19 protein-coding genes and 1 pseudogene are annotated in these 26,451 nt (G+C 73.3%); 9 read left to right on the plus strand and 11 right to left on the minus strand.

Translation table 11 applies throughout. From position 1 onward, the window contains the following. A complete protein-coding gene (locus ACXNSR_RS26005) occupies positions 1–369 on the minus strand; it encodes a hypothetical protein (protein ID WP_458637848.1) in 369 nt (122 codons plus the stop codon). Between the two features lie 121 nt (positions 370–490). Next, complete coding sequence (locus ACXNSR_RS26010; RefSeq protein WP_030009408.1) at positions 491–679, minus strand: DUF6104 family protein; 189 nt, start codon at positions 677–679, stop codon at positions 491–493. A 129-nt stretch (positions 680–808) separates the two neighbouring features. Between ACXNSR_RS26010 and ACXNSR_RS26015 the strand changes: the two genes are divergently transcribed. From ACXNSR_RS26015 to fxsT, 7 genes are all read left to right on the plus strand, one after another. Further along, a complete protein-coding gene (locus ACXNSR_RS26015) occupies positions 809–2,983 on the plus strand; it encodes a VMAP-C domain-containing protein (protein ID WP_458643393.1) in 2,175 nt (724 codons plus the stop codon). Between the two features lie 43 nt (positions 2,984–3,026). After that, positions 3,027–4,133: an AAA family ATPase gene (locus tag ACXNSR_RS26020; protein ID WP_458637849.1), complete on the plus strand. Its 1,107-nt coding sequence runs from the start codon at positions 3,027–3,029 to the stop codon at positions 4,131–4,133. Positions 4,134–4,139: 6 nt separating this feature from the next. Then, positions 4,140–7,469 (plus strand): SAV_2336 N-terminal domain-related protein, encoded by a 3,330-nt coding sequence (locus ACXNSR_RS26025; protein WP_458637850.1) that lies wholly within the window; start codon positions 4,140–4,142, stop codon positions 7,467–7,469. A gap of 129 nt (positions 7,470–7,598) precedes the next feature. Continuing rightward, positions 7,599–7,793, plus strand: a complete 195-nt coding sequence (gene fxsA / locus ACXNSR_RS26030) for an FxSxx-COOH cyclophane-containing RiPP peptide (RefSeq protein ID WP_189732525.1) — start codon at positions 7,599–7,601, stop codon at positions 7,791–7,793. Positions 7,794–8,706: 913 nt separating this feature from the next. After that, entirely contained in the window at positions 8,707–9,945 is a 1,239-nt protein-coding gene (locus ACXNSR_RS26035) for an FxsB family cyclophane-forming radical SAM/SPASM peptide maturase (protein WP_458643394.1), read from the plus strand. Then, complete coding sequence (locus ACXNSR_RS26040) at positions 9,942–11,198, plus strand: HEXXH motif domain-containing protein (RefSeq protein ID WP_458637851.1); 1,257 nt, start codon at positions 9,942–9,944, stop codon at positions 11,196–11,198. The genes ACXNSR_RS26035 and ACXNSR_RS26040 overlap by 4 nt, the downstream gene beginning before the upstream one ends. Before the next feature lie 63 nt (positions 11,199–11,261). Further along, positions 11,262–14,285 (plus strand): FxSxx-COOH system tetratricopeptide repeat protein, encoded by a 3,024-nt coding sequence (gene fxsT / locus ACXNSR_RS26045; RefSeq protein WP_458637852.1) that lies wholly within the window; start codon positions 11,262–11,264, stop codon positions 14,283–14,285. A 742-nt stretch (positions 14,286–15,027) separates the two neighbouring features. Here the strand turns inward: fxsT and ACXNSR_RS26050 are convergent. After that, positions 15,028–15,271, minus strand: a pseudogene (locus tag ACXNSR_RS26050) (hypothetical protein). Next, a complete protein-coding gene (locus ACXNSR_RS26055) occupies positions 15,264–15,434 on the minus strand; it encodes a hypothetical protein (protein WP_458637853.1) in 171 nt (56 codons plus the stop codon). The pseudogene ACXNSR_RS26050 and the gene ACXNSR_RS26055 overlap by 8 nt, the downstream one beginning before the upstream one ends. 154 nt (positions 15,435–15,588) lie before the next feature. Here ACXNSR_RS26055 and ACXNSR_RS26060 point away from each other — a divergent pair, with 154 nt between their 5' ends. Both ACXNSR_RS26060 and ACXNSR_RS26065 read left to right on the plus strand, forming a co-directional pair. Further along, positions 15,589–16,677 (plus strand): helix-turn-helix domain-containing protein, encoded by a 1,089-nt coding sequence (locus ACXNSR_RS26060; protein WP_458637854.1) that lies wholly within the window; start codon positions 15,589–15,591, stop codon positions 16,675–16,677. After that, positions 16,674–17,342: a YdcF family protein gene (locus ACXNSR_RS26065; RefSeq protein WP_458637855.1), complete on the plus strand. Its 669-nt coding sequence runs from the start codon at positions 16,674–16,676 to the stop codon at positions 17,340–17,342. Before ACXNSR_RS26060 ends, ACXNSR_RS26065 begins: the two co-directional genes overlap by 4 nt. Before the next feature lie 36 nt (positions 17,343–17,378). Here ACXNSR_RS26065 and ACXNSR_RS26070 read toward each other — a convergent pair whose 3' ends face one another. The 7 genes from ACXNSR_RS26070 to ACXNSR_RS26100 form a co-directional block, all read right to left on the minus strand. Next, positions 17,379–18,020 (minus strand): HAD family hydrolase, encoded by a 642-nt coding sequence (locus tag ACXNSR_RS26070; protein ID WP_458637856.1) that lies wholly within the window; start codon positions 18,018–18,020, stop codon positions 17,379–17,381. Between the two features lie 66 nt (positions 18,021–18,086). Continuing rightward, complete coding sequence (locus tag ACXNSR_RS26075; protein WP_458637857.1) at positions 18,087–18,674, minus strand: hypothetical protein; 588 nt, start codon at positions 18,672–18,674, stop codon at positions 18,087–18,089. A 179-nt stretch (positions 18,675–18,853) separates the two neighbouring features. Then, a complete protein-coding gene (locus ACXNSR_RS26080) occupies positions 18,854–19,228 on the minus strand; it encodes a hypothetical protein (protein WP_458637858.1) in 375 nt (124 codons plus the stop codon). A gap of 330 nt (positions 19,229–19,558) precedes the next feature. Next, positions 19,559–20,179 (minus strand): hypothetical protein, encoded by a 621-nt coding sequence (locus ACXNSR_RS26085; protein WP_458637859.1) that lies wholly within the window; start codon positions 20,177–20,179, stop codon positions 19,559–19,561. Positions 20,180–20,415: 236 nt separating this feature from the next. Then, a complete protein-coding gene (locus tag ACXNSR_RS26090) occupies positions 20,416–24,282 on the minus strand; it encodes a multifunctional oxoglutarate decarboxylase/oxoglutarate dehydrogenase thiamine pyrophosphate-binding subunit/dihydrolipoyllysine-residue succinyltransferase subunit (RefSeq protein ID WP_458637860.1) in 3,867 nt (1,288 codons plus the stop codon). A gap of 271 nt (positions 24,283–24,553) precedes the next feature. Beyond that, positions 24,554–25,645, minus strand: a complete 1,092-nt coding sequence (locus ACXNSR_RS26095; protein WP_458637861.1) for a HAMP domain-containing sensor histidine kinase — start codon at positions 25,643–25,645, stop codon at positions 24,554–24,556. Continuing rightward, positions 25,642–26,382 carry a response regulator transcription factor gene (locus ACXNSR_RS26100; protein ID WP_030011297.1) on the minus strand — a complete coding sequence of 247 codons (741 nt, stop codon included), beginning with the start codon at positions 26,380–26,382 and terminating at the stop codon, positions 25,642–25,644. Before ACXNSR_RS26100 ends, ACXNSR_RS26095 begins: the two co-directional genes overlap by 4 nt. Positions 26,383–26,451 lie beyond the last annotated feature (69 nt).

Genomic DNA, 26,451 nt, shown 5'->3' on the forward strand with positions numbered 1-26,451 from the left:
TCAGGCGCCTGCGTCGGACTCCCCGGTCCGGGCTTCGCGGGTCGCGGTCAGATGTCTGGTCTGGCGTCTCGTCAGCAACTCGTCGACGGGTTCGAGCAGCCGGTCCCATGCCCGTTCGGCCTCGGGCGTCCGGCCACGGATGCGCGCATAGGCCTGCGCGGCGGCGATCGCCTCGTCGTAGAGGTCGCGATCGGCGGGCAGGGCCGTCGAGCGTTCGCGTCGCAGCCGCGTGATCAGCCACGGCATGTCCCGGGGCCACTGCGGGTTCCCCAAGGAGCGCACGCGCAGGTAGCCCAGCTGGTCCCACCAGCGGCGGTTGTGCCACTTGCGCGAGTGGGCCGGCGGCAGGCCGGGAGGCAGGTCCTTCACCGGGCCCATGCTGCCCGGTGGCGGCGCCGGGGCCGACGGAATTCGGTTCCGGCGGACGGAACCGGCCGGTCCGGGCGGGGGTCCGGGCAGGCCCGTCGGGCCGGTGCCCGGACCCGGAGGGTCACTCGTCGTCCGCGTCCTCGTCGTCGTCCAGCCGGGCCAGCCAGGTGGCCAGGCGTTCCACCGGGACCTCGAAGTCCGGGTTCAGGTCGACGAAGGTGCGCAGCTGCTCGGCGAGCCACTCGAAGGTGACCTCCTCCTCGCCGCGCCGCTTCTCCAGCTCCTCGATGCCGCGATCGGTGAAGTACAAGTCGGGCTCCGTGCCGTGATGGGGGTGTGCAGGGGGTGTTTCCCGCCAGGATAATCCGCCTATCGGCGAGACCTCCCGCACGCGCCGTTCCCGGGTCTAGCCTGGATGCCCAACGAGCGGGGGGTGCGGATGACGGACGGGCGCACGACCGGGTCCGCGCGCGCCTTCGAGCTTCTGGAGCCCCTCGTCCAGGCGGCGACCGTACGCGTTCACGCCCCGCCGGGCGGGTATGACAACCCTCGCAGTCATCGGACCGGTCCCACGTGGGGGAGCGGCTTCTTCATCGCCCCCGGCTGGGTCCTGACGTGCGCGCACGTGGTCGGCGAAGGGGGTGCTGCGGTGCGTCTGGCAGGACGCGAGGTCGGCATCACCTTTTCCGCCGGGAGCATCACCGGCACGGTCACCGGGCGCGTGGAGTGCGTACTGCCCGAGCGGCTGGAGGAGCGGCGGCCCGCCCGGCACGCGCTGTGGGACCTGCCCGACCTGGCGCTGGTCAGGGTGCTGGCACCCGTCTCGCACGCCTGCGTATGGCTGACCGACCGCTCCAGACCACGCTTCGACGAGGTCGCCTACTTCGGCTGCACCGAGGACCTCGGCACCCCCGAGATCACCGGCCGCACCACCCGGCTGCGCGGCACCGCCGGGAACGGCGCGGCCATCCGGCTCGGCGACGACGACGAGATCGAGCCCGGCATGTCCGGCGGGCCCGTGGTGGACCTCGTCCGCGGCGAGGTCGTCGGCGTGCTCAAGGCCCGGCGGCAGGCGGGGGGCGGCGGGCTCGCCGTCTCCGTCGTGCAGTTGCGCACCCTGCCGATGGCCGCGCGCGGCCAGGTCGGGCTCTACCGCCGGATCATGCAGGCCCACGACCTGTACCACTACGACCAGCACCTCAGCGACCTCGACAACCGGCGGACCTGGACGGACGTGCACGGCGAGCTCCCGCCGCAGGAGGGCGACCCGTACGCCGGCCGGGGCCGGCTCACCCCCGGTGAGCGCACCACCCTGTTCGGGCTGCTGGCCGAGCTGCCCCCGCCGGGCTCCTCCGAGGTCGTACGCGCCCTGGTCGAGGAGGCGCGCGGCGAGGAGCCGGACCCGCTGCCGCCGGCCCCGCTGAGCTGGCGCGACGGGCTGGGACTGCTGCACGACCCGCCGGGCGGGACCGCGGAGGCCGCGGCGATGCTCCGGTACGCGACGGACGTGAGCGTGGCCGAGTACCGGGAGCCGGCCACACCGGGCGCGGACGAGGAACTGTGGGACTGGGTACGGGCCACGGCCGAGCGGCTGTGGCGGCCGCTGCGGCGCGAGCTCGGCGAGCGCCACGAGCGGGGCCTCGCCGAGCGCGAGCGGCGCCGCCGGGCCTCGGCCGGGCGGGCGGCGCACGGCCCGGCACGGCGCTCCGGCGGCCTGCCGCCCGGGGCCTCGGTGCTGCTGGAGGTGTGGGCGCACGGCTGGGAGGACGTCTACGACTGGCGGGTCTCGGTGCTGGCCGGTCCCGCGCACACCGGACGGGTGACACCCGTGGACTCGGGCGTACGGGCCACCCTGGCGGGCCTGCCTGAGGCCTTGCGGGCCCCGCTCGCCGAGGCCTTCCGGCGCTGCGACACCCACGAGGCGGCGGCCCTGCTCGAAGTGGCCGTGGCCCCCGCGCTGTTCGGGCTGGCCGTGGACGAATGGGTGGTGGTGGGCGGCGTACCGCTCGGCGTGCAGCGGCCGGTGGTCCTGCGCCACCCCGCCGGGACGAACCCCGCCGCGACGAACCCGGGCGGCGCGAACCCCGCTGGCCCGAACCCGGGCGGAGCCGGCCCCGGCGCGGCCGCCCCGGGCGCCGCCAGGGAGCACCCCGCCGACCGCGAGGGCACCGACGCGTCCGCCCGATGGGCGCGGGTCCAGGCCGGACCGCTGCAGGACGAACGCGCCGACTGCATACGGGGACGCCCGCGCAGCCCCGCCGCCGAATGGCTGACCGGACTCCCCGACAACACCGTGCCGGTGCACTGCCGCGCGGCCGACCAGGAGCCCACGCTCGGCTCGCTGCACGCGGTACGCGACGCCGGCTACGGGGTGGTGGTGACCCGGCGGCCGCCACCGGACCCGGGAGCCTCCTGCGCGCCCTTCCACCGCGGGCTGCGGGAGGAACTGGCCGACGCCGGGCGGGCGGAAGTGCTCCCCGTACGCCTGCAGAACCTGCGGGGCCGGGCGTACGGGGCGGATCCCGACGCCTACTGGGCGGCCGGGACGGGGCTGGTGTGGGAGGACCCGGCGCGACCGCTGCCGGAGGAGGAGCCGCTCCAGGGCGACCTGTGACGGGGGCCGCCGCGGACGACGCGAGGGAGGGAGCAGGAGCACCATGAACGACGAGTGGCTCATTTACCGCGGGGTGGGCGAGCCCCACGACGGGATCGACGCCCTGCCCGACCCGCCGCCCTGGCGGGACTTCGACGGCGGACCCGTGGCGGAACCGGGCGGTCCGGCCCGGGCCGCCGACGGCAACGTGGCCCGGCGGCTCGGGGCGCACCGGCAGGCCGCCGAACTGCACCGGCCGGAACCGGAGGAGCTGGAGGCCATCAACGCGGCCCTGTACCTGCGGCGGCCGCTGCTCGTGACCGGCTTCCCCGGCACCGGGAAGTCCACCCTCGCGCACGCCGTCGCCCACGAGCTCAAACTGGGCCGGGTGCTGCGCTGGCCCGTGGTGTCCCGCACCGTGCTCCAGGACGGCCTGTACCGCTACGACGCCCTGGCCCGGCTGCAGGACGTCCAGATCGCCGCGAGCAGCGCGGGCAGCGCGGGCAGCGCGGGCACGGGCGGCGCGGGCGCGGGCGCGGGCGGCGCGGGCGCGGGCGGCGCGGGCGGCGCGAGCACCCCGGCCGCCGCCGCGGCCTCCGGGGTCCCCGGCATCGGGAAGTACATCCGGCTCGGGCCGCTCGGCACCGCCCTGCTGCCGACGGCCCGGCCCCGCGTCCTGCTCATCGACGAGCTCGACAAGAGCGACATAGACCTCCCCAACGACCTGCTGAACGTGCTGGAGGAAGGGGAGTTCGCCCTCCCCGAGCTGGAACGGGTCGCCGACAGCGAGCCCGAGGTCCAGGTGCTCACCGACGACGGGACCAAGGTCACCGTCCACGGCGGCCGCGTGCGCTGCCGGGCCTTCCCGTTCATCATCCTGACCAGCAACGGGGAACGGGACTTCCCGGCCGCCCTGTTACGCCGCTGCATCCAGCTGAAGCTCGGTCAGCCCGGCGAGAAACGGCTCGCCACCATGGTCCGCGCCCACCTCGGCGAGGAGGCCGCCCGCCTCGGAGCCGACCTGATCCGGGAGTTCCTCAGCCGCTCCCAGTCCGAGCTGGTCGCCGCCGACCAGCTGCTCAACGCCGTGTACCTGACCCACTACGCCGCCCCGCCCACCCGGGAGGACCTCGCCGACCTGCTCATCCAGCGCCTCGACCGCCCGAGGTGATCGGCCGTGGCATCCGCCGGCGCACCCGGCGTCCGTGAACTGGCCGCGCTGCTGCTCGCCGCCGGGCTCGACCCGTCCGCCGGGGAACTCGCCGACGCCCTGTGGCTGGCCGGGCACATCGGCGGCCCCGGGGCCCGGCCCGCCCCCGGCGGGCCCGAGCCCGGCGGTCCGCCGGCCGCGCCGGAGGAGCCGGGCGGGGAGCCCGTCGAGCCCGTGCGCGCCGATCCGGAGGCCGACGCCCCGGTCGGGCTCTACGCACCCGGGGCGGCCCGGCCCGGCGGCGCCGACGGCGAACCGCCGGGGGAGTCCCCCGAGGAGTACGGAGTACCCGTACGAGTGCCCGGCGCCGCCGCGCTGCCCCGCATCCTGGACATCCAGCGGGCCCTGCGCGCCCTCCAGCGGCACCGCCCGCCCGGCCCGCCCACCCGGCTGGTGATCGACGAGGCGGCCACCGCCGAGGCCAGCGCCCGCGCCCTCGGACTGGTCATCCCGGTGCTCCGGCCGGAGAGCCGGCGCGAGGCGACCGTACGGCTGGTGATGGACGCGTCCCCGTCGATGGCCGTCTGGCAGGACATGTTCGAGGAACTGCGGTCCGTGTGCGAACGGCTGGGCGCCTTCCGGGACGTCCAGGTCCACTACTTGCACCGCCTCGCCGACGGCACGGCCGCGCTCGGCCGCAGCCCCGCACCCGGCTGCGTGCGCGCCTCCGGCCTGCGCTCCGGCGACCAGCTGCGGGACCCGACCGGCCGGGCCCTGACCATGGTGGTCTCCGACTGCGCCGGGCCGCTGTGGCGCGAGGGCACGGCGCAGCGGCTGCTGCACCGGTGGGCCGAGTGCACCCCCTGCATGGTCGTCCAGCCGCTGCCGCAGCGGCTGTGGGGGCGCAGCTGGCTGCCCACCGAGCGGGGCACGCTCACCCGGCCGGAGGGCGGCGGGCAGCAGCTCGCCTTCCGGCCCGACCGGCCACCGCTGCCCGGGCGGCCCACGGGCGGGCTGACCGTACCGGTGCTGCCGCCGAGCGCGACCGCCCTCGGCGCGTGGGCCCGGCTGCTGGCCGGGCTCACGGCCGGGCCCGTACCGGCCGAGGTGGGCCGGGTCCGGGCCGACCATCCGGCCGCGCCCCTGCCGCCGCCGCGTGCGATGCGGCCGCCGCGCGAGCTGGTGGCCCGGTTCCGGTCCTCGGCAGCACCACGGGCCGTGCAGCTCGCGGTGTACCTGTCGGCGGCGCCGCTGACCCTGCCCGTGATGCGGCTGGTGCAGCGCACGATGCTGCCGGACTCCGAGCCCTCCGACCTGGCCGAGGTACTGCTGAGCGGGCTGCTGCGGCGCAGCGGTCCGGGGCCGGGGCACTGGTACGAGTTCGTCCCCGGGGTGCAGGACGTACTGCTGGGGCCGCTGGGGCGGGACGAGGCCGCGCTGGTGCTCAAGCACTGCTCCGAGTACGTACTGGCGCACTTCGGCCGGGGCGTACGCAACTTCCCCGCGCTCGCGGTCTCCCAGCTGACCGGGACCCCGCCGGCGGTCGCCGACCCCGGACCCGAGGACGACGAGCGGGCGCCGGAGGGGCGGCTCCCGCAGGCCTTCGCACAGGTTTCGGCCAAAGTCGTACGGCGCTACCTGCCCGGGATGCCGCAGGAGGGCCCCGCGGTGCGCCGGCCCCCCGCGGCCCCGGTGCCCACCCGCGCCGGGGCGGTGCGCGCAGCCCGGGACCGGCTCGCGGACGCCGACGCCGACGGGGAGGGCGGCGCGCGGGCGCTGTACGAGGCCGTGGCGGTGCTCCGGCGGGCGGTGACGGCCCCGCCGGGGCCCGGCGATCCACCGGAGGAGGCGGAGACCGAGCTGGCGGGGGCGCTGCTGCGGCTGTGGGCGGCCCAGCGGGACCCGGAGCTGCTGGCCGAGGCGGAACGGGCCGTGACCGGGCTGCGGACGGCACGGGCGGGGGCGGTGCTCGGCCGGGTGCTGTACGAGCGGGCGCTGGCCGCCGGACCGGACGCGGAGCTGCTGGCGGCGGCGGACATGGAGTTCGCGGCGGCCGGAGCCGCGGCCGACCCGGAACTGCGGCGGGACTGCGCGGTGCGGCGGGCGGAGACCCTGATCCGGCTGAGCGGACTGCGGGACGAGGCGGGCGCGCTCCGCGAGGCGCGGGCGGCCCTCGAACCCCTGGCGGGCCGGGCGCCGGGCGCGGACCCGGCCCACGGGACGGACGACGGCCCGGACCGCGGCGGGGAGGGCGCCGGGCGCGGCGGCGGGGAGGGCGCCGGGGAGGGCAGCGGGGAGGGCGCCGCGCACGGCGGTCCGGCCCCGTACCCCGAGCTGCACCTGGCCCTGGGCCGTGTCCTGCTGGCCCTGCTGCCCCGCACCCCGGATCCGGCCGAGCGCACGGCCCTGGCCGAACAGGCCGCCGCCCGCCTGGCCGCGGCCCTGGCCGCCCCGCCCCCCGCCCCCGGCCACGGCGGCCACGGCGGCCGTACCGGCCCGGGCACCGCGCAGGTACGGGTGGAGCTCGCCGAGGCGCTGCGCCACCTCCCCGGCCGGCTGGAGGAGGCCGCCGGGCAGCTGGGCACGGCCCTGGCGGAGGCGGGCGGCGACCCGGAACTGCGGGTGGCCGCACTGGTGTGCCTGGCGCGCGTGCACCGGGAGCGGTACGCGCGGGACGCCGACCCGGCGGCACTGGAGGACGCTGCCGAGGCGTACGGCCGGGCCCGGCGGCTGATCCCCCGTGACGCGGAGGCCTTCGGGGAACTGCTGCCCGAGTGGGGCGACGTACTCCTGGACCGGGCCCGGGCCACCGACGGGCGGCGGTTCACCGGGGCCGCCGTACGCGTCCTGCGCGAGAGCCGGGCCGCGGTCCCGCAGTCCGACCCCGGCGCGGCCCACCGGCTGCTGCGGCTGGCCACCGGGCTCCGGCTGCGGCACGCGTACGAGGGCGACCCGGTGGATCTCCGAGAGGCCGAGTACCTGCTGGAGCTGGCCGTCCGGCACAGCCGCAACCCGCTGGAACAGGCCCGCATATGGCGCGACCACGGCGACGTCCAGCAGGAGATCCACGGCCACACGCGGGCGCTGGAGCGCCTCGACCGGGCGGCGGACTCCTACCGGAGGGCCTGGCGGGCCGCCCTGGAGGCCGATGTGGAGGAGCGCGCGGACACCGCCGTCCAGCTGGCCGCCCGCGTACAGCAGTTGCGCGGGGACGTGCTGGAACGCCTGGCCCGGCCCCGCGCGGCCCTGGACGCGTACCGCTCGGCGCTGGAGCTGTGGACGCGGACCCGCGAGGGCGCCGCGGGGCGCTCGGACGCGGTCCGCGTACGGATCCTGGCGCTGGAGGCCGCGCTCTGACGCCCGCGCCGAGGGCGCGGGCCCGGCCGGGGGCCGCTGTTTCCGCGGACCGGCCGACGGGAAAAGGAAGCCGATGGGAAAAGGAAGTGGACCATCCGGTGTGCGACGCGACAGGGGGCCCGGCGGCACATGGTGACGAAGCAGCAGGAAGTGGCGGCGGCGACCCCGGGATGTCCGGGGCGGCTGCCGGATCTCTCCGGGCTGGACCTGGCGGCGCTGCGCGGGATCGATCATCCCGTGCTGGCCGGGGTGATCGAGGGCATGGTCGAGCGGGTGACCCATCCCGCGGAGATCCTCAACGCCTTCGACTCCAGCGTGGCCTGATCCCACCATGCCTGATCCGTCCTACCTTGAAACCGAGTTGACCACTTTCCGCCGTTAGCCGGGACCGTCCCCAGGGCAGGGATGGACCGTCCGCCGGGGTGTCCCCGGGCGGTTGTCGCCGGGGGAGGGAGGTGCGGTGATGCGGCGAGCGGCCACGAGCGGAACCCCGCTGCCCGCACCCGACGGCCCCGACACGGCACCCCGCACCGACCTCACCGCGCCCCCCGACCCGGCCCCGCACGCGGACGCACACCCCGCCGCGCGCGCCGAAGCACGTCCCGAACCGCACCCCGATGCGGGTCCCGCCTGCGCTGTCGCCGCGGCGGCCGCCCCGCGCGCCGATGCCGGTCCCGCCTGCGCTGTCGATGCGTCGGCTGCCCCGTGCGCCGATGCAAGTCCTGCGCCGCGCGCCGCCGCGGTGGCTGCCCCGCGTGTGGATGCGCGTCCCGACCCGCGCACCGACGTGCGTCCCGCCCCGCACACCGATGCGGGTCCCGCACTGCACGCCGATGCGGGTCCCGCCCGCGGTGTCGCCGCGGTGGCCGCTGCTCGCGCCGGTGCAAGTCCCGCGCCGCGCCCCGTCGTGGTGGCTGCCCCGCGTGTGGATGCGCGTCCCGACCCGCGCACCGACTCGCGTCCTGCCCCGCGCGCCGATGCGGGTCCCGCACTGCACGCTGATGCAGGTGCCGCCTGCGCTGTCGATGCGTCGGCTGCCCCGTGCGCCGATGCAAGTCCCGTGCCGCGCGCCGCCGTAGTGGCCGCCCCGCGTGTGGATGCGCGTTCCGAACCGCGCACCGACGTGCGTCCCGCCCCGCACACCGATGAAGGTCTCGACCCGCGGGGTGACGCCGATGCGGACGCGCAGTGGCTGCGGCACGCCCGGTGCGCGCCCTGGCCCTATACCCGGCTCGACGTGGCCGCCGCGCGGGCCGCCGGCCACCGGCCCCACCCGATCCGCCAGTTCGTCCTCAAGACCCGCAGCCGCTGCAACCTCGCCTGCACCTACTGCTACGTCTACGAGATGGCCGACCAGGGCTGGCGCGACCAGCCGACCGCCATGACCCCCGCCACCACCGCCCGCGCCGCGCAGCGGATCGCCGAGCACGCCGCCGCCCACGACCTGCCCCGCATCGACCTCGTCCTGCACGGCGGCGAACCGCTGCTCACCGCCCCCGCCCGACTGGCCGAGCCCGTCGACGCCGTCCGGGCCGCCGTGGCCGGGGCCGCCCCGCGGACCCGGGTCACCGCCACCGTCCAGACCAACGGCACCCTGCTCACCCGCGGCCGCATCGCCGCCCTCGCCGCCGCCGGGATCCGGGTCGGCGTCAGCCTCGACGGCGGGCTGCCCGCGCACAACACCCGCCGGGTGGACCACGCCGGACGGCCCGGCTTCGCGTCCGCCGCCCGCGGCCTGCGGCTGCTGGCCCGCCATCCGCAGAGCTACGCCGGGGTGCTCTGCGTCGTCGATCTCGACCACGACCCGGTGGAGACCTACGAGTCCCTGCTCGCCTTCGCCCCGCCCAGCATCGGGCTGCTCCTGCCGCTCGCGAACTGGAGCGCCCCGCCCCCCGGCCACCACCCGGACCGGACCCCGTACGCGGACTGGCTCCTCGCCGTCTTCGAGCGCTGGTGGCACGACGGCGTACGGCGCACCCGGATCCGGCTCTTCGAGGAGATCATCGCCCTGTTGCTCGGCCTGCCCACCACCACCGAGACCCTCGGGCTCACGCCCGCCGCCACCGCCGTGATCGAGACCGACGGCTCCATCGAACAGGCCGACTCGCTGAAATCCGCGTACGAGGGGGCCGCCGCGACCGGGATGACCCTCGACACCCACAGCTTCGACCAGCTCCTCGACCACCCCGGGCTCGCCGCGCGCCAGCTCGGGCGGGACGCGCTCGCCGCCCGGTGCCGCGCCTGCGAGCTGGTCGACGTGTGCGGGGGCGGGCACTACCCGCACCGCTACCGCGCCGGTGAGGGCTTCCGCCAGCCGTCCGTCTACTGCGCCGACCTCCAGCCGCTGATCCGGCACATCGCCGCCGCCGTCCAGCGGGCCGCGCAGACCGCCGGGCCCCCCGCCGCCCAAGCCGCCACCGCCCAGACCCCCACCGCCCAGACCCCCGCCGCCCACCCCCCGGCGGTCGCCTCATGACCGACGCCCTCACCGCCTTCAGCGTCCCCTCGCCCACCCTGCGCGCCCTCGCCTCCACCGAACCCTCCCCGGAGGGCACCCGCCTGGTCCGCGACGTACGCCGCTCCAAACGCCTGCTCCTGCTGCGCGCGGTCCTCGACGCCGCCCCCGGCGGCCGGTCCGGGGAGACCGCCGACCACTGGGCCCTGCTGGAGGAGGCCGAGCGCCGCGACCCCGGCGCCGTGCGCGACGTACTGCACTACCCGGCCACCGGGGTGTGGGCCGAGGAGACCCTGCGCCGGCTGCACGCCCCCTGCGGCCCCCCGGCCGACCTCGGACACCTCGGGGCCCTCGCCGTCGCCGCCGCCCTGCGCGCCGGGATCCCCTTCAGCCACACCCTGCGGCCCCTGCACGGCCGGCTCGTCCTGCCCACCCTCGGGCTGCTGCGCCCGGACCGCCCCGGCCCGCTCGCCCTCTGCGAACGCTCCTGGGACCCCGACGACCCCGCCACCGTGCCCCTGCACGCCCTGCCCGGCGGCCGGACCGCCCTCGACGACCTCGACCCCTACCGGGCACCCGGACCCGCGCAACCCGCCCCGGTCCGCCCCGCACGCCGGCTCACCCCCAAGGGGCACAAACGGTGGGACACCCAGTGGTCCGGCGCGCTCACCCTGCTCCAGCGCTACGACACCATCCGCGCCGAGGAGACCGTCCAGCTGCTGCGTTCCCTCGTACCGCTGGCCGGCGGCTCCCGCTCCAGCGGTGCCACCCTCCCCGCGGCCGCCGGCTCCGTACTCGCCCGCGCCCAGGCCCCGCCCGCGCTCGCCGCGACCCTCGTCCACGAGGTCCAGCACGGCAAACTGACCGCCCTCACCGACGTCCTGATCCTGCACACCGCCGACCACACGCCCCGCCACTGGGCCCCCTGGCGCAGCGACCCCCGCCCCCTGGAGGGCCTGCTGCACGGCGCCTACGCCCACCTGGCCCTCGCCGGGTACTGGCAGCGCGCCGCCCTCTACGGGGCCCGCGGCGCCTGGGCCCAGCACGCCCGGATCCGCGCGCAGGTGGCCGCCGTCCTGCCCGTCCTGCGGGGGCACGATCGACTGACCACCGCGGGACGGGAGTTCACCGACGCGATGGGGGCCGCCGAACGAGCCATGGACGACCTGCCGCCGCCCGGCGACCAGCACACCGCGGCCCGCCGCGCCGTCGACCGCGAACGCCGCGCCTGGTGCGAGGCACACCCCGAACTCGCGCCGTTCGCACAAGGCTGACGGACCGTCCGCTGCGGTACCTTTCAAGCCCGTCCACCGCCCGGATTCCAGGGAGACGGCCCGATGACCACCGGTAGTCGCCAGGACCGTGAACCGGCGGCGCAGCAGCCGCCCCAGCCGCCCCAGCCACAGCGATTCGTCATCAGCTTCGCGGGATTCAACCGCCCCTGGGCGGTGTGGATCGCGCACCGCCTGGAGGAGCACGGCCACCGCGTCGCCCTCCAGCGCTGGGACCCGCAGAACAGCCCCGGCATCGACCAGGCCCTCGACGACCTGGCCCGCTCCGGCAGCCGGGTCCTCCTCGTCCTCAGCGAGCGCTACTTCTCCGCCGGCACGCACACCGACGAGCAGTGGAACACCGCCCTGCGCGCCGTCACCGACCGCCACCCCGACCGGTTCGCGGCGGTCTGCCTCACCGACGCCCCGCTGCCCAGCGCCGTCGCCGTGCTGGAGAAGACCGACCTGTGGGGCCTGGACGCGTACGAGGCCGAGTACCGCGTGCTGCGCCGCCTGGAGCTGCCCACCGACCGGATCGGCACCGAGACCGGCCGCCGCGGGCCGCGCTTCCCCAACGACCCGCCCGAGATCTGGGGCCGCGTCCCGCGCCGCAACCCGCGCTTCACCGGCCGCAACGACGTCATCGGCAACCTGCGCGAGGCACTGACCGAGGCCCCGCCCGGCGCCTCCACCGTCACCCTCCTCGGGCTCTCCGGCGTCGGCAAGACCCAGGTCGCCACCGAGTACGCCTACCGCTTCGCCTCCGAGTACGACGTGGTGTGGTGGGTCCCCGCCGAGGACCGGCCCACCCTGCGCGAACGCCTCGCCGACCTGGCCCCCGCGCTCGGGCTGCCGCGCGGCGCGGGCAGCTACGGCGAGCAGATCCGGGCCGTCCTGGAAGCGCTGCGGCGCGGAAACCCGTACGGCCGCTGGCTGATGGTCTTCGACGGCTGCGACAACCCGGACGACCTGATCGACCTGCTGCCCTCCGGCGCGGGCGACGTCATCATCACCTCCCGCAACCGCGAGTGGGCCGCCCGGCACACCAGCCTGGTCGAGGTCCCCCTCTACGCCCGCCCCGAGTCGATCACCTTCATCCGCCGCCGGGCCCTGCGCCTGACCGCCGACGAGGCCGACCAGCTCGCCGAGGCCCTGGAGGACTACCCGCTCGCCCTCGACCAGACCGCCGGCTGGCTCGCCGACTCCCCGCTGCCGGTCGGCGACTACCTCCTCCTGCTCCAGCACCGGATGGACTCCCGCGAGGCCGTCACGGTCTCCGAGGACTACCCGCTGCCCTTCCCCACCGCCCTCGCCATACTGCTCAACAACGTCCGGGAGAACTTCCCCGACGCCCTCGCCCTGCTGCGGCTGTTCGTCTTCTTCGCCCCCGGCCCCGTGCCGCTGCGCCTGCTGCGCGAATTCCCCGCCGACGACGTGCCCGAACAGCTCGCCGGGCTGATCAACGACCAGATCCGGTGGAACGCCGCCCTCAACAAACTCGTCCAGTTCTCCGTCGTCCGGCTCGAGTACTCCGACCTGGCCGTGGAGGAGGGCGGCAGCGGGCTGGAAACCGTACAACTGCACCGCATGGTCCACGGCATCGTCCGCGACGACCTCTCCGAGGCGGAGGCCGAGCCCCTGGCCCGCGCCGTACGCCAGGTCCTCGCCGCCGCCGACCCCGGCCGGCCCTCCGACTCCCGCCTGTGGCCCCGGTACGCCGAACTCATCCCGCACCTGGCCAGCGCCGGGGTGCTCACCAGCAGCAACCCGCGCATCCAGAACTTCCTGCTGCACTGCCTGCGCTACCTGATCCTCGCCGGGGAGTACCGCACCTGCCTGCGGCTCTCCGAGGAGACCGACCTGATCTGGCGGGCCCTGCTCGGCGAGGACCACCCCAAGGTCCGCGAACTCAGCTACCAGTACGGCGAAGCCCTGCGCAACCTCGGCCTGTTCCGGCGCGCCGAGACCCTCACCCGCGCCCGCGCCGACCGGCTCGCCGCGGAGCGCGGCGAGCGCGACCTGGAAACCCTGCGCGCCACCAGCTCGTACGGCGGGGTCCTGCTGTGCATCGCCCGCTTCGAACCGGCCCGCGAGATCTTCGAGCACTGCCTGGCCACCTACCGCGAACTGCTCGGCGAGGACGACTCCACCACCCTCGCCGCCCAGAACAACCTGGCCGCCACCTACCGCCTGCTCGGCCGCTACCAGGACGCCTACGACCTCGACCTGGACACCCTGCGCCGCCGCGAACGGGTCCTCAGAACCCACCACATCTCCACCCTGTCCTCCGGGATCGCCTGCGCCATGGGGCTGCGGCTGATGGGCCGCTACCACGAGGCCCAGACCCGGCAGGAACAGGGCGTGAAGATCAACACCCAGGTGCTGGGCCTGGAACACCCGCAGACCCTGCGCGCCGAGCACAACCTCGGCATGTGCCTGCGCCGCTCCGGGGACATCCCCGGCGCGGGCCTGCGGCTGCGGACCGTGTGGGAGCGCGCCACCCGGGTCTTCGGGGTCGACTACCCGTGGACCCTGATGGTCGCCTCCGACTACGCCACCTACCTCAGGGAGTACGGGGACATCGGCGAGGCCCGCCGGATCTCCGAGGACGTGGTCCGCGGCTACCAGTCCCAGCTCGGCCTCGCCCACCCGTACAGCATCGGCACGGTCGGCAACCTCGGCCTCGTACTGCGGGCCCAGGGGGAGCGCTCGGCGGCCCTCTCGCTCGCGGAGCAGGCACTGGTCGGCATGCGGGGCGCGCTCGGCGACCGGCACCCCTGGACACTGGGCTGCGCCCTGAACGCCACCGGGCACCGCAACATCACCGGGCGGCTGGAAGACGCGCTGGACCTGAGCCGGAACACGCTGCGCACGGCCGAACGGGTCCTCGGCCCGGACCACCCGATGGCCCTGAGCGCCCAGATCGCCCTGGCCGCGGACCTGCGGTCGGTGCGGGAGTACGAGGAGGCGGCGAAACACGAGGACGCGGGCATCAAGGGCCTTACCCGCACGCTGGGCCCCCAGCACGTCCACACGATCTCGGCAAAACAACAGACGAGGCCGTACTGGGACTTCGAGCCCCAGCCGTAGGGGGTGGTACGGGAGGCCCTCGGGCGGGACCTCCGGGAAGGCGGGTGCGGTACGGAACCGCTCGGGCGGGGCCCTCACCCCCTCGGCCCGGCCTCCGGGGCGGCGGCTGCCCATCCGTCCCCCCCCCCCGGAGGCCGGGCGAGAGCCGATGCGCCGCCGGGCGGGATGGGGCGAAGGCGCCGGCTCCGGCGGCGGGCGGGATCCACTCGGGCGGTATCAGGGACAGGTACGGGGGTTTCCCGTCAGTCCCATCGTCCCTCCGGGTCGGGCCGGTCCCTCAAGGGCGCTCCTCCTTCGTCGTCGCGTCGCTTCGCGATGGCCTTCGGCCACCCTTGACCGACCGTCCCGCCCCGGAGAAACGAAAGACTGCCGGGAAGCCCCCAAAGGAACGGGCCGGGGGACAAGAGACCACCGGGGACGTGGGCGATGCCCGGGCGGGCGCCCGAGGGGGCGGATCCCGAGTCGGGTCCCATCCGCACCGGATCCCGGGTCCGGGCGGGCCGATGTTCCCCCACGCGGCAACCGGACGGAGCCGGCGGTGTGCCGGGCGGCCCGGACGCCTCAGATCGCTACGCGCTTCGGTGGACACGGCGTCCGACGTCCGTCCGGGGCTGGTCAGGCCGGTTCTACGTTGCCGACAGTCCAACTGCCCGGGGAGCGGTGCGGACCTGCACGACGTGATGTTGCTGGACCTTCGCTGAAGGGACCACCGGGTGTTCAGGGATGCCTTGCCCTGTGCTCCTCATCGAGGGCGTCCGGCGGCCGTCCGGGGGCGGCTATTCGGCCGGCTGGACGTTGCTGACTGCGGTGGTGAACTCGCGGCCCGAGGCTGCTCGGATGTAGGCCAGCTCCATCCAGTGGGGGTGGACGGAGTCCGACACGTTCTCGTTGATCACGGCCATCAGCAGTCCTTCGGTGCCGGACGCGACGTCCCGTACGCGGCGGCGCAGCAGGTGGTGGGGGACGTATTCGTAGCGTTCAGTCATCGGACGGTTCCTGGAGGGAGGCGACGAACCGCTCCCAGCCGACGCGAGCACGGTCGAGGAGCTCCTCGCTGGGCTCGTGCTGCTGGCTCAGCCGTGGGCCGGCCGGGGCTTCATGGGCGTCGGTGGTCGGTGTGTCGCTTCGACATGGCCTCTTGGCCTCCATGTCCGTGTCCCTCCAGAGGATCCGTCGGCTGGATACCGTTCAGCCTGGACGTCCTCCACGGATGCGGAAATGTCCGCCCGTTGTACTTGCGTTGCACTTGTGTCCCCGTGCGCGCCCGGGCCGTGCTTCGATTGCGGCAGGAAGGGAGCGACGCGTGGCGACCGTGCAACGTTGGACCGGCCTGGAGGCCCGCGCCCTGCGCCTTGCGCTGAGGATGAGCGTTCGATCGTTCGCCTGCCATCTTGGTGTCGGCATCCGCACCATCTCAAAGTGGGAAAAACTCCTTGCCACGACAGAGCCCCGCCAGGACACCCAAGCGATCTTGGACACTGCGCTGGCCCGCGCGAACGCGGCCGCCCATCTACGCTTCGAGACCTTCCTGTCCGAAGCGGACAGGGCTCCGTCCGCTGTCGGCATGCGCGGGGTCGTCTCGCGGGGGCCGCTGGCCTGGGAGTACGAGTCTTGGGTGGACGATCTCGACCGTGCTGTGGTCGCCCTCTCCCGGCAGGACTTCATGTTTGCGGAGAGTTTGACCGGCCGATGGCTCGAACGTTTCAAGCCGGCCGCGCTGGATGACAGGGGTCTTTATCTCTTCGCGCGCTCAACGGCCCTGCTCGGGGATCTGCGGCGGGACCAGGGCGCTGTGCTCGGCCCGCTGTCGGCCCAGCGAGCCTATGCCTCGGCGAGGTCCCTGTTCGGGCAGCTGGACATCCCTCGCCGCGTAGCCCAGATCGATCTGTCGCTCGCGGTGGTTGCGGAGATGTCGGGCAGCCTGGAGGTCGCAGCCCAGCAGTACGAGTCGTTGGCCGTCGACGATCGATTGTCCCGCCGCGACCAGGTCCGGGCCCGGCTGTGGGTGGGGACGGCCTTGAGCAAGGACGGAAGCCACAGCCATGCCTCCCGCGTCATGCTCGCCGCGACCCGTGAGTTCGAGGACCTCGGTGAGCCCGAGGATGGGTCGGTCGCTCACCAGAAACTGGCACTGGCTCACCGCGGGGCCGGAGATCTCACCAGTGCCCTGCGTTTCATCGGTATGGCCCGTAGGACGGCGACCACCGACGCGCCGATGCAACAGGTCCGACTGGACACGGCCCACGGCCACATCCTGCTGTCCGATCCCGCCACCCGCGATGATGGGCTGGCCATACTCGACAAGGCAGCCGGCCTGGCTGGACGGTTCGGGCTGAGTCATCAGCTGGCCAGCATCGAGGGCATCCGGTCCATGAGGGAGAAGAGCGCGTGACGGACATCCAGCAGAGGATCACCGAGGAGCAGTGGCGGCGGGCCGAGCTGATCTGGGACTACCACCGGATGGGTCACCGCCCGGTGCCTGTGGACGTTGCGATCGGACTGGGCAGTCACGACCTCGGGGTTGCTGCGGCCTCTGCCGATCTCTACCGGGCCGGGCTGTTCCCGGTGCTCGTGTTCACCGGGGGCAACAGCCCTACCACTCGGGCTCGTTTTCCCCGAGGGGAGGCTGTCCACTTCCGCGAGCACGCGCTCGAACTCGGGGTTCCTGACTCTGCGATTCTCGTCGAGCCGAACGCGGCCAACACCGGCCAGAACATCACGCTCACGCGCGACCTCCTGGCCGCGAACGGCATCACCCCGAAGACCCTGCTGCTGGTCTCCAAGCCCTACATGGAGAGGCGGTCTTTCGCCACGGCCCGCAAGCTCTGGCCTGAGGTGGAGGTCCTCTGCGCCTCGGAGCCGCTCGAGCTGGACGACTACCTCAAGAGCATCGGTGACGAGAAGCTCGTTGTGGACATGCTCGTGGGTGACCTTCAGCGGGTGATCGAGTACCCGAAGCTCGGGTACGCCATTGCCCAGGACGTTCCGGAGGACGTGTTCGACGCGTACGAGTCGCTCCTGCGCGACGGGTTCACCAGCCGCGTCATCGGCTCCTGACTCCGCCCCGTGATGGGCGCCCCGCGGTACCTGTTGCTACTGCCCGACGATGTCCTGTAGTTCGGTGAGGGAATCGATCGACCAGTCCGCGGCGGCCCGGACCTCGGGGGTGTCCGCCCACCAGTGGCCCCAGGGGCCGCGCCGGATGTGGGCCGTGCGCAGCCCTGCGGCTCGCGCGGGGTGGATGTCGTTGGCCGGGTGGTCGCCCACGTACAGGGTTTCGTCGGCGGGGCTGCCGGAAACCGCCAGCACCTGGTCGAAGAAGGCGCGCGCCGGCTTGGACACGCCCCACTCGCCCGAGGTGACGACGAGGTCCGCGGGGAGGTCGAGCGCGCGCAGCAGGTCACCGGCCCGGGGGCTCTGGTTGCCCGCGACGACCACCCGTACCCCGGTGGCCCGGAGTGCGGTCAGGGCCGGACGGACGTCCTCGTAGAGGTCGCTCTCGTCGAGCCGCTCGCCGCGTCCGGCGGCGTCGCGGGCGGCGTATTCGGCGGCGATGTCGATGCCCGGGCGCAGGAGGCGGATCGCGTCCGCGTTGTCCCGGCCGTCCACGACCACGGCACCCACCAGCGCGGAGAGGGTGTGCCTGGTCACGCCGAGCCAGTCCGCCCATGCGGCCCAGTAGCGATCGTCTCGGGTGAGGGTCTCACCGATGTCCAGAACGACGGTCCGAATCATTCGGCCAGCGTAGGTGCGTTGGGGCGGGGTTGTTCCCGTCCGGGGGACGGGAACAACCCCCGAGGGTTACAGGCCCGGGATTCCGGTGAGGACGGGGCCGTTGTCGATCTGCCTGCCCTGGCCTTTGACCCTGTCGCGTTCCGCGGGTGTGACGCACTTGGTGTCGCCCTCCCACTTCTCGCGCCAGACGTAGCCGGGCTTGCATGTGCTGGGTCCGTAGTCGCCGCCGCCGGGCTGGCGGTTGGGGTTGGCGTCGTGGACGCGCTGGCGTTCTGCGGGGGTGACGCACTTGGTGTCGCCCTCCCACTTCTCGCGCCAGACGTAGCCGGGCTTGCATGTGCTGGGTCCGTAGTCGCCGCCGCCGGGCTGGCGGTTGGGGTTGGCGTCGTGGACGCGCTGGCGTTCCTCCGGGGTGACGCAGAGGGCGTCGCCGTCGTAGCTGTCGCGCCAGACGTAGCCGGGCTCGCACGTGTTCGGTCCGTAGGCCCCGTCGGCGTGGACGCCGACCGTGGAGCGGGGTGGGTGGCCGGTCGCCGCGGAGGCCGGCAGTGCGACGGCTCCGGAGACGACGGCGACCGAGGCGATGGGGATGACGAAGCGGGCGATGCGCCGCTTGGGCCGGATGGCGGCCGGGGCGTGGACGTCGTAGGACATGGTGGGCTCCTCGAAGGTGTGGATCGGCTGGTTCGGGGTCCCGCGGTCTGCGCCGCGGGGTCACGTTCCCAGTACGCCCGCCGGGTCGGCCCCGGTCACGTCCCGCAGGCTCGTGACTTGACGCGACAGCCGGAGGCCCGGCCCCCGGGAGGGGCCGGGCCTCAGCCCATGGGTATTCGTTACTTGAGTATGATGTTGGCTCCGAAAATGTTGCCGACCTCCGCGCATTCCTTGACGTCCTCGCGGCTGAAATAGGGGGTGCTGGCGGTCCCGGTCAGTCCCTTGGCGGTCGAGGTGCAGTACCACTTGCGCGGCGACTTGTAGGCCACCTTCCAGACCTCGCTCTTTCCTGCCGCCATGTTTCCGGAGCACTGCGTCGCGATGTCCGTGTGGACGCAGATGTTCGCGATGGTCGCCGAGAAATTGCTGAGGCGGAAGGCCGCGACCGGGGCCGCCTGGCTCGCGGGTGCCGTCAGGAGCATTCCCGCGCCGATGGCTGTCACCATTCCGGCGACCGTGGCCATCCTGGTGGTCCGCTTGATGGTTCGGGACATTGTTGCCTCCAGTGGTGGTAATTCTGTGCCGGGATATATGAATTGACTTCGGCCGGGGTTATCGGGTGCGGCTCCGGCGAATCGTCGCATCCGTTCGGCAATGGCCGAGAAGGGTGAGCGCGATTTCGGACGCTGCTTTATGTCGTCGCAATACAGTCGATATGGCTGCTGGTGGTGACGGTGTTTCCATATACGATTTCCGGTGTGCTGCGCCCACCCCGGCCGGAGTTTCCGGAAGACTTCCTCGCCGTCGAAACGTGATCGTCATACGCGGAACCGAGTACGGCGAGACAGGGATTCGGTGCAGCCGTTGTCTCGATTCCGGTGGGTTTACGGCTGTCGTGAGAGCTCGCCGCGCTCCCTGCGGGCCGCGTCCGCCTCCTCGCGCATCCTGTCGAGCCGCTCCTCCAGCTGGGCGACCCGCTCGCGGTAGCGCTCCAGCTCGGCGCGCACGAACTGCACGTCGGTCATCTGTTGCGCGGACTCCTTGCGGATCTCGTCCACCTCCGCCTCGAACCGGTGCCTGGCCACGTCCAGTTGGGCGACGGCCATGTCCGCCGCCTCCTCCGCCAGCGCGGTGCGTCGTTCGGCGTCCAGGGCCCGCTGGTCGGCGGCCTCGGTCACGGTCCGGATGCGCTCCTCGGCCGCGGCCGAGTCCGTGATGAGCGCGAGCTCCTCGAGGTATCCCGGCAGGTCCGCCGACAGCTGGGAGATGAGCGCCACGAGGTCGGCGCGGGCGCCGGATCCCTCCTTGCCCTTCTTCTCGGCCTCGGCCGCCCGGCGCTTCTCGTCCTTGCGCTGCTGCCGCTTGGCCCGGAACCTGCGGAACGCCCCCAGCGCGTTGTGGTCCGGGTGAGCGCAGTACGTGGGCTCGGGGTTGCCGGGCGTCGGCGGCTCGGGGTGGTTGGTGCACTCCGGGTAGGCGCAGAGGGGAAGCGTTTCGACCGTCATTCTTCTGCTTTCTCGTGAAATTTCGGGTCCGCCGGAGGCGGCCGGTACCGGGCGCGGCTCGCGCCCGGTCGGTCGCACTCGGGGAGGTACGAACACGCTAGAGGCAGAAGGGGAGTTGTGGGCGTTTCGGGAAGGGGCGTCAGATTTCGGTAAGATCATCGGCCGTCCTGGGCCAAGAACGCCGGAAGGCCCGGCCCCCAGAGGGGGGCCGGGCCTTCCGTGGTGCCGCGGGGCGGTTACGCCTCGAAGACCTCGTTCAGCAGGAGCTGCTGCTCCGCCTGGTGGCGCTTCGCGGAGCCCACCGCCGGGGACGAGCCGTGCGGGCGCGAGATGCGCCGCAGGCGCTCGCCCGACGGGACGTCCGCGCCGACCGCCAGGTCGAGGTGGTCGATCAGGTTCAGCGCGATGAACGGCCACGCACCCTGGTTCGCCGGCTCCTCCTGGGCCCAGATGTACTTCTCCGCGTTCGGGAACTTGGCGATCTCCGCCTGGAGTTCCGCGCCCGCCAGCGGGTACAGCCGCTCGATGCGGATGATCGCGGTGTCCGTGATGCCGCGCTTCTCGCGCTCGGCCTCCAGGTCGTAGTAGACCTTGCCGGCGCAGAAGACGACCTTGCGGACCGCGTTCGCGTCCACCGTGGTGTCACCGATGACCGGACGGAACGAACCGGACGTGAACTCCTCCGCCTTCGACGCCGCAGCCTTCAGACGCAGCATCGACTTCGGGGTGAAGACGATGAGCGGCTTGTGGTGCGGGTTGTGGACCTGCCAGCGCAGCAGGTGGAAGTAGTTCGACGGCAGGGTGGGCATGGCCACCGTCATGTTGTCCTGCGCGCACATCTGCAGGAAGCGCTCGGGACGCGCGGACGAGTGGTCCGGGCCCTGGCCCTCGTAGCCGTGCGGGAGGAGCAGCGTGACGCCGGAGGTCTGGCCCCACTTCTGCTCGGCCGAGGAGATGAACTCGTCGACGACGGTCTGCGCGCCGTTGACGAAGTCACCGAACTGGGCCTCCCAGAGGACCAGCGCGTCGGGACGGGCCAGCGAGTAGCCGTACTCGAAGCCCATGGCCGCGTACTCGGAGAGCAGCGAGTCGTAGACGTTGTAGCGGGCCTGGTCCTCGGACAGGTACAGCAGCGGGGTGTAGTCCTCGCCCGTCTCCCGGTCGATGAGGACCGCGTGGCGCTGGCCGAAGGTGCCGCGGCGGGAGTCCTGGCCGGACAGCCGGACCGGGGTGCCCTCCATCAGCAGCGAGCCGAAGGCGAGGGTCTCGCCCATGCCCCAGTCGATGGTGCCCTCGTCGATCATCGCCGCGCGGCGCTGCAGCTGCGGCAGCAGGCGCGGGTGGACGGTGACGCCCTCGGGGATGGTGACCTGGGACTCGGCGATCCGCTTGACGACGTCCTGGGAGATCGCGGTGTTCACGGCGACCGGGAAGTCGGCGGACGGGGCCGGGGCGGCCGGCGCGGCGACCGCGGGCTGCGTGGCGGCCTCGCGGACCTCCGCGAAGACCTTCTCCAGCTGGCCCTGGAAGTCCTGCAGCGCCTGCTCGGCCTCTTCCAGCGTGATGTCGCCGCGACCGATGAGGGACTCGGTGTAGAGCTTGCGCACCGAGCGCTTCTTGTCGATCAGGTCGTACATCAGCGGCTGCGTGAAGGCCGGGTTGTCGGACTCGTTGTGGCCGCGGCGGCGGTAGCAGATGAGGTCGATGACCACGTCCTTGTTGAACGCCTGGCGGAACTCGAAGGCGAGCCGCGCGACGCGGACGACGGCCTCCGGGTCGTCGCCGTTCACGTGGAAGATCGGCGCCTCGATCATGCGGGCCACGTCGGTCGCGTACATCGAGGAACGCGAGGACTCCGGGGCGGCGGTGAAGCCGACCTGGTTGTTGATGACCACGTGCACGGTGCCGCCGGTGCGGTAGCCGCGCAGCTGCGACATGTTCAGCGTCTCGGCGACGACGCCCTGGCCGGCGAAGGCCGCGTCGCCGTGGAGCGCGAGCGGGAGGACCGTGAAGTCCGTGCCGCCCTTGTTGATGACGTCCTGCTTGGCGCGGGCGACACCCTCCAGGACCGGGTCGACCGCCTCCAGGTGGGAGGGGTTCGCGACGAGCGAGACCTTGATCTGCTCGCCGTCCAGGCCCGTGAAGGTGCCCTCGGCGCCCAGGTGGTACTTGACGTCGCCGGAGCCGTGCATGGACTTCGGGTCGAGGTTGCCCTCGAACTCGCGGAAGATCTGCGCGTACGACTTGCCGACGATGTTCGCGAGCACGTTCAGGCGGCCGCGGTGAGCCATGCCGATGACGACCTCTTCGAGGCGGGCCTCGGCGGCCGAGTCGATGACGGCGTCGAGCAGCGGGATGACGGACTCGCCGCCCTCCAGGGAGAAGCGCTTCTGGCCGACGTACTTCGTCTGCAGGAAGGTCTCGAAGGCCTCCGCCGCGTTCAGGCGGCGCAGGATGCGCAGCTGCTCCTCGCGCTCCGGCTTGGTGTGCGGGCGCTCGATGCGGTCCTGGATCCAGCGGCGCTGCTTCGGGTCCTGGATGTGCATGAACTCGACGCCGGTGGTGCGGCAGTACGAGTCGCGCAGCACGCCGAGGATGTCGCGGAGCTTCATCATCGACTTGCCGGAGAAGCCGCCGACCGCGAACTCGCGCTCCAGGTCCCACAGGGTGAGGCCGTGCTCGGTGATGTCGAGGTCGGGGTGCTTGCGCTGCTTGTACTCCAGCGGGTCGGTGTCGGCCATGACGTGGCCGCGGACCCGGTAGGAGTGGATCAGCTCGAAGACGCGGGCGGCCTTCGTGACGTCGTCGTCGTGCGAGGCGTCGATGTCCCGGTTCCAGCGGACGGGCTCGTACGGGATGCGCAGCGACTCGAAGACGGCGTCGTAGAAGCCGTCCTCGCCGAGCAGCAGGTTCGCGACGATGCGCAGGAACTCGCCGGAGGCCGCACCCTGGATGACCCGGTGGTCGTAGGTCGACGTCAGGGTCATGACCTTGGAGATGCCCAGCTTGTTCAGGGTGTCCTGCGAGGTGCCCTGGAACTCGGCGGGGTAGTCCATGGAGCCGACGCCCATGATGACCGACTGTCCGGGCATCAGACGGGGCACGGAGTGCACGGTGCCCAGGCCGCCGGGGTTGGTGAGGGAGCACGTCACGCCGGTGAAGTCGTCCATCGTCAGCTTGCCGACGCGGGCGCGGCGGACGATGTCCTCGTAGGCCTGCCAGAACTCGAAGAAGTTGAGGGTCTCGGCCTTCTTGATGCCGGCGACGACGAGCTGGCGGTCGCCGTTGGGCTTCACCAGGTCGATGGCGAGGCCGAAGTTCACGTGGTCGGGCTTGACCAGGGTCGGCTTGCCGTCCTTCTCCGCGAAGGAGTAGTTCATCGACGGCATGGCCTTGATGGCCTGGACCATCGCGTAGCCGATCAGGTGCGTGAAGGAGATCTTCCCGCCCCGGGCGCGCTTGAGGTGGTTGTTGATGACGATGCGGTTGTCGAACAGCAGCTTCACCGGGACGGCGCGGACGGAGGTGGCCGTCGGCACGTCGAGGGAGGCGTTCATGTTCTTCGCGACGGCAGCCGCCGGGCCGCGGAGCGTCACCAGCTCGGGGCCCGCGGGGGCCTCGGCGGCGGGCGCGGCCTTCGGAGCTGCGGCGGAGGGGGCGGGCGCGGCCGGTGCGGCGGCCGGGGCCTGGGAGGTGACAGTCACAGCAGGGGCACCAGAGGGGGTGGCAGGAGCAGGGGCAGGGGCCGGCACGGGCGTGGGCGCGGCGGCGGGAGCAGGGGCCGCGGCGCGCGCCGCCCCCGTGGCGGCGGCGTCGGTGGCCTGCGGCGCCGCGGTGACGGTGGTGGCGGCCTGTGCGGAGGCGCCGTCCGTCGTCGCGGGCTTCTCGGGACCGTCCGACTTCACCGGAGCGACAGCGCCCCCCGGCTTGTAGTCGGCGAAGAAGTCCCACCAGGCCCGGTCGACCGAATTCGGGTCCTGGAGGTACTGCTGATAGATCTCGTCGACGAGCCACTCATTGGCGCCGAAGCCTGAGGCAGGGTTCTTCCCGCCCTCTGCTGCTTCGGTCGTGGTGCTCGAGTTACTGGGGGACTGTGGCGACACGGCGGCAACCGCCCTCTTCCGCTTCACAAGGTATGGACAGCGGGAATAAAGGCTACGCCTCCTCGGGCGCTGCATGCAGGCCGGGCGGGACTTACGTCGCGTAGGTCACATCGAACGGCGGGTTTCGGCACGTGGAATGGCGGGAAACGAGCCTGGTTCGGGTAGGGGGCACCGAGGTTGCGGCCCCCTTGGCTTCGCACCCCTGACGGACCTCGGGTACGTGTGGCCGAGATCATGTCCTTCGCACTCGAACCCTACGTCAACACGGGACCTATGAGCTGCCCGGAAGCGTGACGAGGATGCGGCAGCCGCGTGACGATTCGGCCACTCCGATCCGGCCTCCGTGCAGTTCCACGGCCCAGCGGGCGATCGCCAGGCCCAGTCCGGTGCCTCCGTCGCCGCCGCGCGCGCTGCCCCGGTTGAACCGCTCGAAGACGCGATGGCGCTCCGCCTCGGGGATGCCCGGGCCCTCGTCGCGCACCTCCAGCACCAGGCTTCCGGGCGCGTCGCCGGTCCGGGCGCGGACCGTGACCCGGCCGTGCGGAGGGCTGTGCTTGACCGCGTTGTCGATCAGATTTGCGACCACCTGGTGGAGCCGCTCGGCGTCCGCGTGCGCCCACAGCTCGGGCGGGAAGACGTCCAGGTGCAGATGCACGTCGTTGCGGGCGTGCCCGCCCGAACCGGAGAGCAGCCCCGGCCGGCCGGCTGCCGCCAGCCGTGATTCCTTCAGCACGCCCGACAGGTACGGCCACACCTCGAAGCGGCGGGCGCGCAGCGGGACCACGCCGTTGTCGACCCGGGACAGGTCCAGCAGGGTCTCCACGAGCCCGCCGAGCCGCTCGGTCTGCTTGAGCATGGTGCGCATGGTCTCCGGATCGGCGGCCGAGACCCCGTCCACCACGTTCTCCAGTACGGCCCGCAGTGCCGCGATGGGCGTGCGCAGCTCGTGCGAGACATTGGCGACGAGCTCCTTGCGGTGCCGGTCCACCGCCTCCAGGTCGTCCGCCATCAGATTGATGGTGGAGGCCAGGTCGCCCAGCTCGTCGCGCCGCCCCGCGCCGCGCACCCGCCGGGTGAAGTCGCCGTGGGATATCGCCCGGGCCACCGTCGTCATGTCGTCCAGCGGCGCCGTCAGGCTGTGCGCCACGAACTGGGTGATCAGCATCGAGGCGATCACCGAGAAGACCGTGATGAAGCGCAGCTCGGTGTCGGTGCGCAGGGCCACCAGCAGCAGGCCCGTCGTGATGAAGACCGAGACCACCACGAGCGTGCCCAGCTTGGTCTTGATCGAGAAGGGCGAGAAGGGCCGCAGCCCCGCAGGGGGCCGTTGCCGTTGCCGCTGCCGGATCGGCGGGACGCTCATGCCTGGGCCGGGGTCTCCAGGGCGTACCCGACGCCGTGGACCGTACGGATCCGCTCCGCGCCGATCTTGCGCCGCAGGGCCTTGATGTGGCTGTCGACGGTACGGGTCCCCGACGCGTCGGCCCAGTCCCACACCTCGGCGAGCAGCTGCTCCCGGGAGAGCACCGCCCGCGGGGTCCCGGCCAGGCACACCAGCAGGTCGAACTCGGTGGGGGTCAGGTGCACGTCCTCGGTGTGCACCCGCACCCGGCGCTGCGCGTGGTCGATCTCCAGATCGCCCAGGCGCAGGGTGGCCCCGCGCGGGGTGTGCGCGGCCATGGTGGCCCGCTCCACGCGCCGCAGCAGGACGTGGACCCGGGCGGCCAGCTCGCGCATCGAGAACGGCTTGGTCATGTAGTCGTCCGCGCCGACCCCGAGCCCGACCAGCAGGTCGGTCTCGTCGTCACGCGCGGTGAGCATGAGGACCGGTACGGGCCGCTGGGCCTGGACCCGGCGGCAGACCTCCAGGCCGTCGAAGCCGGGCAGCATGATGTCGAGGACCAGCAGCTCGGGCAGCCAGCTCTCGGCCGCCGCGACGGCCGAGGGGCCGTCGCCGGCGGTCTGCACCTGGAAGCCCTCCGCTCGCAGGCGGGCCGCGATGGCCTCGGCGATGGTGTGGTCGTCCTCGACGACCAGCACACGCCGCTGGGCGCCCGGTGTCGCCGCGGCGCTCTGATGGGTGGTGTGTGTCTGTTCCATGTCCGCCCCTGAAGATCCCGCGTGAATGGGGTGCAGCGTAGAGGAGGCGTCGGCCTGCGGCTACGTGGG

The organism is Streptomyces sp. NC-S4 (assembly GCF_054353315.1).